Annotated in this window: 11 protein-coding genes and 1 pseudogene; 9 read left to right on the forward strand and 3 right to left on the reverse strand. The window is 73.4% G+C overall.

Annotation, left to right across the window (positions count from 1 at the left end):
• A pseudogene (locus MCAG_RS22240) lies at nucleotides 1-1127 on the reverse strand (YifB family Mg chelatase-like AAA ATPase); the annotation flags it as partial.
• Nucleotides 1128-1140: 13 nt separating this feature from the next.
• Nucleotides 1141-1500 carry a YraN family protein gene (locus MCAG_RS22245; protein ID WP_007075228.1) on the reverse strand — a complete coding sequence of 120 codons (360 nt, stop codon included), beginning with the start codon at nucleotides 1498-1500 and terminating at the stop codon, nucleotides 1141-1143.
• Nucleotides 1501-2610: 1110 nt separating this feature from the next.
• Between MCAG_RS22245 and MCAG_RS22250 the strand changes: the two genes are divergently transcribed.
• The 8 genes from MCAG_RS22250 to MCAG_RS22285 all read left to right on the forward strand — a co-directional run bounded on the left by MCAG_RS22250 (nucleotide 2611) and on the right by MCAG_RS22285 (nucleotide 10756).
• Nucleotides 2611-3003, forward strand: a complete 393-nt coding sequence (locus MCAG_RS22250) for a hypothetical protein (RefSeq protein ID WP_369751332.1) — start codon at nucleotides 2611-2613, stop codon at nucleotides 3001-3003.
• Nucleotides 3004-3206: 203 nt separating this feature from the next.
• Nucleotides 3207-4046 (forward strand): 30S ribosomal protein S2, encoded by an 840-nt coding sequence (gene rpsB, locus MCAG_RS22255; RefSeq protein WP_007075231.1) that lies wholly within the window; start codon nucleotides 3207-3209, stop codon nucleotides 4044-4046.
• A 150-nt stretch (nucleotides 4047-4196) separates the two neighbouring features.
• Nucleotides 4197-5024, forward strand: coding sequence for a translation elongation factor Ts (gene tsf, locus MCAG_RS22260; protein ID WP_007075232.1), 828 nt, complete (start codon nucleotides 4197-4199; stop codon nucleotides 5022-5024).
• Nucleotides 5025-5215: 191 nt separating this feature from the next.
• Nucleotides 5216-5983, forward strand: a complete 768-nt coding sequence (gene pyrH / locus MCAG_RS22265; RefSeq protein WP_036374740.1) for a UMP kinase — start codon at nucleotides 5216-5218, stop codon at nucleotides 5981-5983.
• 81 nt (nucleotides 5984-6064) lie between these two features.
• On the forward strand, nucleotides 6065-6622 hold the full coding sequence (gene frr / locus MCAG_RS22270) for a ribosome recycling factor (RefSeq protein ID WP_007075234.1): 558 nt from the start codon (nucleotides 6065-6067) through the stop codon (nucleotides 6620-6622).
• 403 nt (nucleotides 6623-7025) lie between these two features.
• Nucleotides 7026-8321, forward strand: coding sequence for a phosphatidate cytidylyltransferase (locus MCAG_RS22275; RefSeq protein ID WP_007075235.1), 1296 nt, complete (start codon nucleotides 7026-7028; stop codon nucleotides 8319-8321).
• Nucleotides 8322-8425: 104 nt separating this feature from the next.
• Entirely contained in the window at nucleotides 8426-9577 is a 1152-nt protein-coding gene (rlmN, locus tag MCAG_RS22280; protein ID WP_036374742.1) for a 23S rRNA (adenine(2503)-C(2))-methyltransferase RlmN, read from the forward strand.
• Between the two features lie 30 nt (nucleotides 9578-9607).
• Nucleotides 9608-10756 carry a DivIVA domain-containing protein gene (locus MCAG_RS22285; RefSeq protein ID WP_007075237.1) on the forward strand — a complete coding sequence of 383 codons (1149 nt, stop codon included), beginning with the start codon at nucleotides 9608-9610 and terminating at the stop codon, nucleotides 10754-10756.
• A 118-nt stretch (nucleotides 10757-10874) separates the two neighbouring features.
• Here the strand turns inward: MCAG_RS22285 and MCAG_RS22290 are convergent, their stop codons facing one another.
• Nucleotides 10875-11096, reverse strand: coding sequence for a DUF2631 domain-containing protein (locus MCAG_RS22290; RefSeq protein ID WP_083802333.1), 222 nt, complete (start codon nucleotides 11094-11096; stop codon nucleotides 10875-10877).
• A gap of 242 nt (nucleotides 11097-11338) precedes the next feature.
• Between MCAG_RS22290 and MCAG_RS22295 the strand changes: the two genes are divergently transcribed.
• Nucleotides 11339-12910: a Rieske 2Fe-2S domain-containing protein gene (locus MCAG_RS22295; protein ID WP_007075239.1), complete on the forward strand. Its 1572-nt coding sequence runs from the start codon at nucleotides 11339-11341 to the stop codon at nucleotides 12908-12910.
• The last annotated feature ends 99 nt before the right edge of the window (nucleotides 12911-13009 follow it).

The raw sequence follows: 13009 nt of genomic DNA on the forward strand, positions 1-13009 counted from the left end.
AGAGCCGGCCGAGGTAGCGCCGGCGGGCCTGTGGCGCGCACTCGCAGTACGCGTCGCCCGGCGGGCTTCGCGCAGGGACACGGATTGGCGGCGAGCACGAGCTGTGTCCGGGCCGGGTACTCGGTGCCGCCCCGGCTGCGGGCGAGTTGCACCCGGCCGTGCTCCAGCGGCTGGCGTAGCGCCTCCAGGGCCCTCTTGCCGAACTCCGGCGCCTCGTCGAGGAACAGCACCCCGCGGTGGGCGAGCGACACGGCACCGGGGCGGGCCAGCCCGGACCCGCCGCCGACCAGTGAGGCCACCGTGGCGGTGTGGTGCGGGGCCTGGAACGGCGGGCGGCGTAGCAGCCGGCCGCCCGCCGGCAGCAGCCCGGCCACCGAGTGCAGTGCGGTGACCTCCAGCGCCGCGTCGTCGTCCAGTTCGGGGAGGATCGACGGTAGGCGCTCGGCGAGCATGGTCTTGCCCGCGCCGGGCGGCCCGAACAGCGCCAGGTGGTGCCCGCCTGCGGCGGCCACCTCCAGGGCCCGCCGGCCCAGCGCCTGCCCGGCGACCTCCGCCAGGTCCGGCCCGTCCGGCCCGGTCGCCGGGGCGGCCCCGGGCGGTTCGATCAGCGGTGTGCCGTCCCGGACGAATCCGACCATCCGGTGCAGCGTGTCGACGGCACGAACCCGGACACCCGGGATGACCGCGGCCTCGGCGGCGTTGTCCACCGGCACGACCACCCGGTGCAGCCCCGCCCGCGCGGCGGCGGCCACCATGGGCAGCACCCCGCGCACCGGCCGGACGGTGCCGTCGAGTCCCAGCTCCCCGAGGATCACCACCCGTTCCAGCGGCAGCAGCGGCAACTCCCCGGAGCCACCGAGCAGCGCCACCGCGATCGCCAGATCGAAGGCCGAGCCGAACTTCGGCATCGTGGCCGGCAGCAGGTTGAGGGTGATCCGCCGGTTGGGCCAGCGCTGGCCGGAGTTGACGACCGCGGCGCGGACCCGGTCGCGGGCCTCGTGCAGGGCGGTGTCCGGCAGCCCGGAGATCACCACGGCGGGCAGCCCCGGGGCGAGGTCCGCCTCCACCTCCACCACGTGCCCGGTCACCCCGACCAGGCCGACGCAGAGCACCTTCGCGTAGCTCACGCCCGGCCGCCCATCAGAACGCGCCCTTGAGATGCTCGACGAGGGCCGCGCCGGCGTCGGGCAGGGCGACGGAGAGGACGTCGAATCGCACCTCGCCGGCGCTGGTGCCGGTTTCGGCGAGCCAGCGGGCCGCCAAGCCCCGCAGCCGCCGCGCCTTCGCCGGCACGACCGCCTCGGCCGGCGTCCCGTAGTGGGCCGCACGTCGGGTCTTCACCTCGCAGAAGGCCAGCACGGGGCCGTCCCAGGCGATGATGTCGATTTCGCCGGCCGGGCAGCGCCAGTTCCGGGCGACCGGGCGCAGCCCGGCTCCGATCAGGTGCCGGAGGGCGCATCGTTCCCCGTACGCGCCGACGGCCTGGTTCCGCTTCGTCATGCGTCGCACCCTGCCGAACCGTGGCCGCGTCCGCCGGCCGGCTGTGGATGACGGGGGCCGCTGTGGACAACCGGACGATCATGCCCTTGGTGTGCTACGGGGTGCTGGCCCCGTTCGTCCAGATGGCGCGGGGATGCGCGTGTCACATACGGTGCCCGTCGTGAACGCACGACGGAGCTTTCCCGAAGATCAGGAGTCGCGTTGGTACCCCGGCGAGCGCGGGTACGGCGAGCCGGACTGGCGGCCGGCGGGCGACGACCGCTATCGAGCGGACGAGTTCCGCGCCCCTGACCAGCACGAGGACACCGGCGAGCGGCGTTACGACGAGCTGACCGACCCGCCCGTCGGCCGGTACGGCGACACCGGGCGGCACGGCTTGGACGCGTACGGGGTCCCCGCCTCCGACACGGACAGTTACCGCCCCGCGCGGTCCCGCCGGGCCGACACGGGCTCGTTCGGGGTGTCGGCGGACGAACTCGCCGCTGAGCGGGAGGCACGCCGGGCGGCGCGTGACACCGACGCGGGACTGTCCGCCGACCCGACGCTGCCGGCGAGCCAGCACTCCGTCGCGTTCCCGCTGCCCCCCGCCCAGCGTGCCGTCGCGTTCCCGCTGACCGTCGGGCAGCGCCCCACGCCGGTCTCCGCCCCGCCGTACGAGGGTCCACCGCACGAGGGCCCACCGCTTTCTGGCGCGCCGCGCGAGGCGGGACCGCGGGACGCCTTGCTCGACGTGGACCCGCTCGGCGTCGACCGCGCCGCTCGGCCCGCCCCGCGCCGCTCGGTGGGTACCCGATCATCGAGCCCGGCCGCCCCGGCGAGCCCGGCCGCCCCGGCGAGCCCGGCCGCCCCGGCGAGCCCGGCCGCCCCGGCGAGCCCGGCCGCCCCGGCGAGCCGAGCCGCCCCGGCGAGCCGAGCCGACCCGCCGAGCAGGGCCGCCCGGACGAGCCGGCGGACCGGAGCACGGCGGCGTGGAACACGGCGGACCGGAGCACGGCGGACCGGGGCCTGGGGGCCACCACCACCGCGGCGGAGCCGGCGCGCGCCGCCGAGGCGGGCCGCCCGGCCGAACCGCCGCACCCGCTGGACCTGCCGACCGGGCCGATGCCGCCGGTGGCGGCCCGCCCGGACCTGCCGCCGCCCGGACTGGAGTCGGCGTACGGCCCGGACGGGCTACGCCGCTCCGGCCCGGCGCCCTCCGACGGCGTCTACCGGACCCGCCGCCCGGCGCTCGCCGTGCTGATCGCGGTGCTGGTGGCGATCTTCGAGGTGCCGGCCCTGCGGGTGCTGCGCCACGGCGTGCTGGGCGACCCGCTGTCGGCAGCCGACGTCGTGGTGGGCATCTTCCTGGTCGGCGGGCTGCCGATCTTCGGCATCGGGCTCTACGGTCTGCGCACGGGGGGTCTCGCGCTCGCCGACGGCAGCCGGGGCTGGCTCCGCCCGCCGACGGCGTACCTCACGGTGGGTCTGGTGCTCTTCCTCGCCGCCGCGCTCGCCGCCCGCTGACCGGCGGGCCGGGCAGGGGCGTACACTGGGCGCTTGGCGACCGCCGTACGCGGTCGACCTCGCGCGCCCTCCTCACGTTCTCGTGGGGCGGCGGCCTCCCTGGTCCCGATCCCGATCGGGCCCACCACGGCCGGCGACCGGGCGCCAGGACGCCCGGCCGCCGGCCGGGCGGCGCAACCAGGGATCACAAGGAGTACCCCACCATGGCCGTCGTGACCATGCGTCAGCTGCTGGAGAGCGGTGTCCACTTCGGGCACCAGACCCGGCGCTGGAACCCGAAGATGAAGCGCTTCATCTTCACCGAGCGCAACGGTATCTACATCATCGACCTGCGCCAGACCCTCGACTACATCGAGAAGGCGTACGACTTCGTGCGCAACACGGTGGCCGAGGGTGGCAGCATCCTGTTCGTCGGCACCAAGAAGCAGGCCCAGGAGGCCATCGCCGAGCAGGCGACCCGGGTCGGCCAGCCGTACGTCAACCACCGCTGGCTCGGCGGCATGCTGACCAACTTCCAGACGGTGTACAAGCGGCTCCAGCGGATGAAGGAGCTGGAGGCGCTGGGTGACCTGAGCGGCACCGCCGCCGGTTACACCAAGAAGGAGACCCTGCAGCTCTCCCGTGAGAAGATCAAGCTCACCCGCACCCTGGGTGGCCTCCGGGACATGCAGAAGCTCCCGGCCGCGATCTGGGTGGTCGACACCAAGAAGGAGCACATCGCCGTCGACGAGGCCCGCAAGCTGGGCATCCCGGTGATCGCGGTGCTCGACACCAACTGCGACCCGGACGAGGTCGACTTCCCGATCCCGGGCAACGACGACGCGATCCGTTCGGCCGAGCTGCTGACCCGGGTCGTGGCCGCCGCCGTCGCCGACGGCCTGATCGCCCGCTCCGGCCGTCGTCGGGGCGGCGACGAGAAGCCGGAGCCGGGCCAGGTCGGGGCCGACGAGCCGCTGGCCGAGTGGGAGCGCGAGCTGCTCGAGGAGCCGAAGAAGGCCGACGAGCAGCCGGCGGAGCAGCCGGCGGCGGCCGCCGCGGAGTGACCGCGCCGCCGCGTCCCCGCCGTCCGTTTTCCCAGGCGGCGGGGCGCGGTGGGCACGCCGGGCACACGCGGCCCGGATCCGGGTGACCGGCTCAGACTGGCCGCCCGGCCCCAGACCAACCCACCGAGTCCCAACACCGAAGAGAGAGTCATGTCCAACTTCACCGCCGCGGACGTCAAGAAGCTCCGCGACCTCACCGGCGCCGGCATGATGGACTCCAAGAAGGCGCTGACCGAGGCCGAGGGCGACTTCGACAAGGCCATCGAGATCCTGCGCGTCAAGGGCGCCAAGGACGTCGGCAAGCGGGCCGGCCGCACGGCCGCGAACGGCCTGGTCGCCCACTCGGGCAAGGCGCTGCTGGAGCTCAACTGCGAGACCGACTTCGTCGCCAAGAACGACGCCTTCATCGCGCTGGCCCAGCAGCTCGTCGAGCACGGTGAGGCCAGCGGCGCGACCTCCGCCGAGGAGCTGCTCGCCAGCAGCATCGACGGCAAGCCGGTCGCCGACCTGATCCAGGAGCAGTCCGCCAAGATCGGCGAGAAGCTGGTGCTCAACCGCTTCGCCAAGCTGGACGGCAACGTCGCGGTCTACCTGCACCGCAAGAGCCAGGACCTGCCGCCGGCGGTCGGCGTGCTGGTGGAGTACGCCGGCAAGACCGACGAGGCCGGGGACGCCGACGCGCGCGGTGTCGCCATGCAGATCGCCGCGATGCGGCCGAAGTACCTCACCCGTGACGAGGTGCCAGCCGACGTCGTCGAGTCCGAGCGGCGCATCGCCGAGCAGACCGCCCGCGAGGAGAACAAGCCCGAGGCCGCGCTGCCGAAGATCGTCGAGGGTCGGGTCAACGCCTTCTTCAAGGACTACGTCCTGATCGAGCAGGCGTCGGTCGCCGACAACAAGAAGACCGTGAAGCAGGTGCTGGCCGAGGCCGGCATCGAGGTGACCCGCTTCCTGCGGTTCGAGGTCGGCCAGGCCTGAGCCGCCGGTCGGGCGCGTTAGGCGCCCGTGGGCAGGAACATCGACGAGGAGGCCGCTGGTGTACGTGACAGGCACCGCGGCCTCCTCGTCACATGCCTGGCCCGCGCAGCCAACGGGGCGGCGTAGGGTCAGCGACGGCAGGTACGCGGTAACCGGCGCACGTGGGATGCGGCCGGGGAAGGGCGGGGCGGATGACGCAGGTTGTGAGTGACCGGAGCCTGGCGGCGGAGGATCCGACCGCCCCACCGCGCGGGCGGGCCCGGCGGGTGGTGCTGAAGCTCTCCGGCGAGGTCTTCGGCGGCGGAGCGATCGGCGTCGACCCCGACGTCGTCCAGGCCATCGCGCGGCAGATCGCCACCGTGGTCCGCCGTGGCGTACAGGTTTCCGTGGTCGTCGGCGGCGGCAACTTCTTCCGCGGCGCGGAGCTGCAGAAGCGGGGCATGGACCGCGCCCGCGCCGACTACATGGGCATGTTGGGCACCGTGATGAACTGCCTCGCTCTCCAGGACTTCCTGGAGAAGGAGGGCATCGAGACCCGGGTGCAGAGCGCCATCACGATGGCCCAGGTCGCCGAGCCGTACATTCCGCTGCGCGCGATCCGGCACCTGGAGAAGGGCCGGGTGGTCATCTTCGGCGCCGGCGCGGGCATGCCGTACTTCTCCACGGACACGGTGGCCGCCCAGCGGGCGCTGGAGATCCGGGCCGACGTGGTGCTGATGAGCAAGAACGGCGTGGACGGCGTCTACACCGCCGACCCCCGGGTCGACCCGACCGCCAGCAAGCTCGACTCGATCACCTTCTCCGAGGCGCTCCGCCGCAACCTGCGGGTGGCCGACGCCGCCGCGTTCAGCCTCTGCATGGAGAACGGTCTGCCGATGCTGGTCTTCGGCGCGCAGGGCGACGACACGATCATCCGTGCGGTGGGGGGCGACAAGATCGGCACCCTGATCACCGCCTGAGCGGCCGGCGGGCCGCGAGAGCCGGCCCCGCGACACCACAGCACAGCCCACGACGAGCACAAGAAGGAGGCGAGGAGACCGGTGATCGACGACACCCTCCTCGAGGCCGAGGAGAAGATGGAGCGCGCCATCGAGCACGCCAAGGAGGAGTTCGGCGCCATCCGCACCGGTCGCGCCAACGCCGCCATGTTCTCCAAGGTCATCATCGACTACTACGGCACTCCCACCCCGCTGCCGCAGATGGCGTCCATCGGGGTCCCTGAGCCGCGCATGGTCATCATCAAGCCGTACGACAACTCGCAGATCAACGCCATGGAGCGGGCGATCCGCGATTCCGACCTCAGCGTGAACCCGAACAACGAGGGCAACCAGCTACGCATCCTGCTCCCGCAGATGACCGAGGAGCGCCGCCGCGAGATGATCAAGGTGGCCCGGCACAAGGGCGAGGAGGCCAAGGTGGCGGTGCGTAACATCCGCCGCAAGGGCAAGGAGGAGCTGGACCGGCTCGTCAAGGACGGCGAGGTCGGCGAGGACGAGGGCCGCCGCGCCGAGAAGGACCTCGACGACCTGACCCAGAAGTTCGTCGCCACCATCGACGAACTGGTCAAGCACAAGGAGAGCGAGCTGCTCGAGGTCTGAGCCGCGATCGGCCCCGGGCCGGCGCGCATGACCTGCCGTGGCACCGGTGTGCCGTCGCCGTCGGGCGGCGGACGCCGGTGCTTCCGTCGTCCCGGGTCGAATCCGGGCGAACGACGGGACCGCCTCCGCCGCAACGGAGGCGGGCATCCGCCCGTGTCGCGGTGGCCGGCGCAGGCCCCGGGCGGCAGGCGCAGCGTCGTCCGCCCCGAACGGCGGGGAGGGCATCGTCCGCCCTGCCCTGGCGGCCGGTGCAGTAGGCTCGGCACGATTCCGGCCACCACGCGGTGAACGGGCGGGATCGGCCGGCCGTCGGGCCGGTCAACCGGACGGAACAGTCGTCGTAGGGGATGGTCTTGGTCGTACGTCATGTGGTGAACCCCGTACCGCGTCCGCTCGGTGCGTGATGTCCCACCTCGACCCCTACCGCAGCCCGGAGTCCCGAAGCTGGGACCGACCGGACGCCCCGGCGGCGCTCCCCTGGCCCGACCGTGACCTCGAACCGGGGCAGTGGGCCCGCACCGCCGCCACCGACGCGTACGCTCCCGTCGCCCCCGGCGGTCTGGCCGAGGCGCGCCGCCCGGCGGGCCGGCCGGAGCCGTTCGACGCGGACGCCACCGATCCGTACGGTGCCCGCCCGGTGCCCGCCGGCCCGGGTGACCCCGTCGGCGCGGCGGGCCCGCGCGGCGGACCCCTGCGGCCCGGCGACCGGCATCCGTCCGACGGTCCCGACGGGTCCTTTCCCGGGCACCCACCGGCCGGGCCGGTGTACCTGCCCGAGGAGCCCGCCGGGGGCTTTGTCGAGCCGGAGCCGTCCCGGGGTCGCCGCCGGCCCGGCCGGCGGCGGGCGAGCGCGGAGCGACCGCCCACCGAGCAGGCCCCGCCCAGCCGCGCCGGACGCAACCTGCCGGCGGCGATCGGGGTGGGCGTCGGCCTCGGCGCGGCCGTCCTGCTGCCGCTCTTCTTCTACCTGCCCGGGTTCCTCCTGGTGCTCGCCGCCGCCATGGCCATCGGCATCTGGGAGATGGCCCGGGCGGTCCGCCGTAGCGGGGCCCACCCGCCGCTGGTCCCGCTGATCACGGGCGGCGTGCTCATGGTCGGCCTGGCCTGGTTCGCCGGCCCGGACGCGCTCAGCCTCGGGCTGCTGGTCACCGTGCTCGGCACGATGATCTGGCGGCTGGGCGACGGGCCGGGCGACTACCAACGCGACCTGACGGCCGCCACCCTGATCGCGGTGTACGTGCCGTTCCTCGGCGGGTTCGCGGCGATGCTCGCCGCCGCGCCCGGCGACGGGCACCTGCGCGTGCTGGTCACCCTGGTCGCGGTGGTGCTCTCCGACACCGGCGGGTACGCCGCCGGGGCCAACTTCGGCAAACACCCGATGGCCCCCTCGATCAGCCCGAAGAAGTCCTGGGAGGGCTTCGCCGGCTCGGTCACCGCGGCGGCGGTGGGCAGCGCCCTGCTGATCTGGCTGCTGTTCGACGTGGCGCCCTGGTGGGGCGCGCTGTTCGGGGTGGCCGTGTCCTGCGCGGCGGTCCTCGGCGACCTGGCCGAGTCCATGATCAAGCGGGATCTCGGCGTGAAGGACATGAGCAACCTGCTGCCCGGGCACGGCGGCCTGATGGACCGACTCGACTCGATCCTGTTCGCGGTGCCCACCGCGTACCTGTTGCTGGCCGTCTTCGCCCCGGTGGCGGGCTGAGGCATGAATCACGCTGGTCAGCCCGTTCCGGCCGCCCGGTCGGGTCCGATTCGGCCCCTCCGGCCAGGTGCGCCGGGCGAACGGCGTGGGAGACTGGACGGGTCATGACGAGCCTTCCGCTGATCCCTGTCACCTCGGACGCCCCCGCCGCACGCCGCGCGGCCATGCCGCCCCGTCACCTTGCCGACCTCGACCTGCCCGCCCGGCAGGCGCTGGTCACCGAGCTGGGCGAGCCGGCGTTCCGCGCGAAGCAGATGTCCACCCACTACTTCGGCCGACTGGTCCGCGACCCCGCGTCGATGACCGACCTGCCCGCGGCCATCCGGGACAGGCTCGCCGGGGAGCTGCTGCCCACCCTGCTCACCCCGGTCCGCGAGCTCGCCTGCGACGACGGTGCCACCCGCAAGGCGCTCTGGCGGCTGCACGACGGCTCGCTGGTGGAGAGCGTGCTGATGGGGTATCCGGACCGCGTCACCGTCTGTATCTCCAGCCAGGCGGGCTGCGGCATGGCCTGCCCGTTCTGCGCCACCGGCCAGGCCGGGCTGACCCGCAACCTGTCCACGGCCGAGATCGTCGACCAGGCGGTCTATCTGGCCGGCGTGGCCGCCTCCGGCGCGGTCGCCGGCTCACCGCCGCGGCTGTCCCACGTCGTGTTCATGGGCATGGGCGAGCCGTTGGCCAACTACTCGCGAGTCGTCGCGGCGATCCGCCGGCTGGTCGCCCCCGTCCCCGAGGGGCTCGGCCTGTCCCAGCGGCACATCACCGTCTCCACGGTCGGTCTGGTCCCGGCGATCCGGCGCCTGGCCAGCGAAGACCTGTCGGTGACCCTTGCGCTGTCCCTGCACGCGCCCGATGATGAGCTGCGCGACGAACTCGTGCCGGTCAACCAGCGCTGGAAGGTAGCCGAGGTGCTGGACGCAGCGTGGGACTACGCGGCCCGGACGGGGCGTCGGGTGTCGATCGAATACGCGATGATCAAGAACGTGAACGACCAGCCATGGCGGGCCGACCTCCTCGGTCAGCTACTGGCTGGCAGGTTGACCCACGTCAACCTCATCCCGCTCAACCCGACCCCGGGCAGCCGATGGGACGCCAGCCCGAAGCCGGTCGAACGGGAGTTCGTCCGGCGTCTGCGCGCCGCCGGGGTCTCGACGACGGTGCGGGACACCCGGGGGCGCGAGATCGACGGCGCGTGCGGGCAGCTCGCCGCCGCCGGGGACAGGGACACCGAGACGCCGCAGGAGGCGACGGCGTGACCGGGCGTAGCGAAGAGACCAGGAGACATAGTGGCGAGTCAGGGTCAGCGTTTCCGGCGTAAGGCGCTCCGCCGGGGATACAAGGTCGACGAGGTGGACGCCTTCCTGGACCGGGTCGAGGCGACGCTCGACGGCCGGCCCGTCGGCGCGCCCGTGGCCTCCCAGGAGGTCCACGATGTCGTCTTCCGAGTTCGCTTCAACGGCTACGACGAGTGGCAGGTCGACCTGCACCTCGATCGCGTCGAGCGGCAGCTGGCCGAGCTGGAGGAGCGCGGCGGCTCGCCCGGCCGTGGCGCCGACCACAGGATGGCCGACCGGCTCGGCCCCCCGGACCGGATGGGCCCACCGATGCGCGACGAGCGCGGCCCCGTCCCCATGCGCGACGAGCGGGGGCCGCTCCCGATGCGCGACGACCGGGGCGCGCCGATGATGCCGCAGGCCATGCCGCCCCGGCCGATGCCGGCGCAGGCCGGCCCGCCCGCCGACCGCTACGGCCGGTACGACGAGCCGACCGGCGGGTTCTCCAGCGGGTACGACGCGCCGCGCGGCGGGTACGACTCCCCGCGTGGCCCGGGCGGCTCGATGGGTCCGGGTGGCCCGGTGGGCCCCGGCCAGGGCATGGGGCACGGCGGCCCGCCGCCCCGGGGCCTGCCCCCCGGCCCGGGCGGCTACGGCCCGGACGAGCAGCGCTTCGACGGCTTCGAGGCGGGCCGGCACGGGCGGGCCGACATGACCGCCGAGATCCGGATGCCCGAGCGGGACCTGCGTGAGCTGCGCGGCCGTGGCCCGGCCGGGCCGCCGCCCTTGCCGCCGCAGCCGGTCGGCGGGCCGCCGCCGATGGCCGGCCCGCCGGTCGGTGGTCCTCCGGCGGGCGGCCCGCCCATCGGTGGCCCCCCGGCGGGCGGCCCGCCGATGGCCGGTCCCCCCGGCAGCGACCTCTACCGGGTGGACCAGATCCGCCGCAGCTTCCAGGTGCGCCGCTTCGGTAGCGGGTACGACCCGGACCAGGTCGACCGGCTCTTCGAGGGCATTCTCGACGGCATGTCCGGCCGTGGGCCGATGCCGGTCAACCCGAAGGACCTGGACACCCTGCGCTTCGGTCTGGTGCCGGGCGGCTACTTCGAGGCCGAGGTCGACGCCGCGCTGAAGGGCGTGCAGGACATCCTCTTCGGCCGCTGACCCCGCCGGGTGGGCGGGCGGGAGCCTGCCCGCGCCGCCGGGTGGTGCGTATCCGACGAAGGGCCCGCCCCCGACGGGGGCGGGCCCTTCGCGTGTTGCCGGTCCGGGTGTCGGCGGGTCAGGAGCGCAGGCCGTTGCGGCGCAGCACCGCGTCGCCGACGACGACGGCCAGCAGGAGCACGGCCAGGCCGACCAGCCAGATGTCCTCGACCCTGCCCTCGTGGTTGCCGCACAGCATGGCCAGCAGCGCCAGCGCGGAGACCACCGCGCCGATCTGCCCGGCCTTGCGGTGCCCGGGCTTGTGCTGATCTGGCGACGTCACCGGCTCGCTTCCTGCCACTGTCGGTCCTTCCCTCGCGATCGGATCTCCGGTTAGTCTGGCACGCCCCGCGCCTGACCTCGTGCGGTGGGGGTTTCCCGCAGCCCCGGTCGGACGCGGGCCAGCGCAGACCACAGGCCCCGCAGGGCCGGTGGGCCTGAGGACCCGGGCCGGCGGGCACTACCGGCGTCGCGGGCCGGCGACCAGACTGCCTCCGGTAGCGTCGGGACGTACACCTTGATTGTCGTTTGAGGGGGACTGCGGTGCGAGTGACCGGTACGGGACATGCCAGCATGCGGATCGACACGGCCGTGGGCAGCATCCTGTGCGACCCGTGGGTCAATCCCGCCTACTTCGCCTCGTGGTTCCCCTTCCCCGACAACTCCCAGCTCGACTGGGAGACCCTCGGCGACGTCGACTACCTGTACGTGTCGCACCTGCACCGGGACCATTTCGACGCCGCGCACCTGCGCGATTTCGTGTCCAAGGACGCCACCGTCCTGCTGCCCGAGTTCCCCACCTCGGAGATGGAGGACGAGCTGCGGGCGCTCGGCTTCACGAAGTTCCTGCGGGCCCCGAACGAGCAGGTCGTGGAGCTCGACGGCGGCCTGAGGATCATGATCCAGGCGCTCATCAGCCCGACCGACGGCCCGATCGGCGACTCCTCCCTCTGGGTGGAGTACGACGGGGTCCGGCTACTCAACCAGAACGACGCCCGCCCGACCGACCTGAGTGTCTTCGCCGAGCTGGGCCACGTGCACGCGCACCTGCTCCAGTTCTCCGGGGCGATCTGGTACCCGATGGTCTACGAGCTGCCGCAGTCGGCGAAGACCGCGTTCGGCAAGCAGAAGCGGGAGCGGCAGTTCGACCGCACCTGGCGCTACATCGCCGACCTGAAGGCCGACCACGTCTTCCCGATCGCCGGGCCGCCGTGCTTCCTCGACGACGCGCTGTGGCAGTTCAACGACATCCACGGCGACGAGGGCAACATCTTCCCCGACCAGTCGGCCTTCCTCGCCGAGTACGCGAAGGTCGGCGGCACCAACGGCATCGTGCTGCTGCCGGGCAGCGTCGCCGAGGTGACCACCTCCGGCGCGACCACCACGCACCCGCAGCCGGTCGAGGAGTTCTTCGCGAACAAGGTCGCTCACCTGGAGGAAATGCGGGAGCGCAAGAGGGGCGTCATCGAGGCGGAGAGGGCGTCCTGGCGGCACCCCGAGGTCGACGTGCTGGCTGAGATGAAGCGCCGCATCGAGCCGTTGCTGGAGGAGTCGATCTACCTGGCCAAGGGCGTCGGTGGCCCGGTCCGCTTCGACCTGGTGGGGACCGACGACTCGGGCGGGGAGACCGTTGAATCCATCGTGGTGGACTTCCCCGGCAAGGAGGTGCGGCCGTACGCGGACGAGAAGGTCCGCTACCGGTTCCGCACCGAGCGGGCCCTCGTCGAGCACCTGCTGCACATCGGCGAGGTGGACTGGGTCAACTCGCTCTTCCTCTCCTGCCGCTTCTCGGCCGCCCGCATCGGTCAGTACAACGAGTTCGTCTACGCCTTCTTCAAGTGCCTGTCCACGGAGCGCCTCCAGTACGCGGAGGGCTGGTACGACGAGCACGAGCGCACCAGCGACGCCGAGGACATCACTCTCGGCGACTGGGTGGTGCAGCGCCGCTGCCCGCACCTGAAGGCGGACCTCACCCGGTTCGGCATCGTCGAGGGCGACCAGCTCACCTGCCAGTTGCACGGCTGGAAGTTCGACCTGCCCAGCGGGCGCTGCCTGACCAGCGTCGGGCACAAGGTGCGGGCGCACCGCGCGGACGCCCCCACCCCGACCCCCTGACCCGGCTGTTCCGCCCCGAGCCGCCCCGCCCGGGGGGCCATGGGCGGTGAGAGCGCACCGACTGGGCGGTGAGAAGGGAACCCTCTCTACCGTATGCGT

Origin of the sequence: Micromonospora sp. ATCC 39149, from assembly GCF_000158815.1 — a bacterium.
Lineage (GTDB): Bacteria > Actinomycetota > Actinomycetes > Mycobacteriales > Micromonosporaceae > Micromonospora.

Excerpts from the sequence above, each read along its gene's own strand:
- tsf (WP_007075232.1), top strand. The coding sequence starts at position 4,197 with ATGTCCAACTTCACCGCCGCGGACGTCAAGAAGCTCCGCGACCTCACC.
- rpsB (WP_007075231.1), top strand. The coding sequence starts at position 3,207 with ATGGCCGTCGTGACCATGCGTCAGCTGCTGGAGAGCGGTGTCCACTTC.
- MCAG_RS22245 (WP_007075228.1), bottom strand. The coding sequence starts at position 1,500 with ATGACGAAGCGGAACCAGGCCGTCGGCGCGTACGGGGAACGATGCGCC.
- pyrH (WP_036374740.1), top strand. The coding sequence starts at position 5,216 with ATGACGCAGGTTGTGAGTGACCGGAGCCTGGCGGCGGAGGATCCGACC.
- MCAG_RS22275 (WP_007075235.1), top strand. The coding sequence starts at position 7,026 with ATGTCCCACCTCGACCCCTACCGCAGCCCGGAGTCCCGAAGCTGGGAC.
- rlmN (WP_036374742.1), top strand. The coding sequence starts at position 8,426 with ATGACGAGCCTTCCGCTGATCCCTGTCACCTCGGACGCCCCCGCCGCA.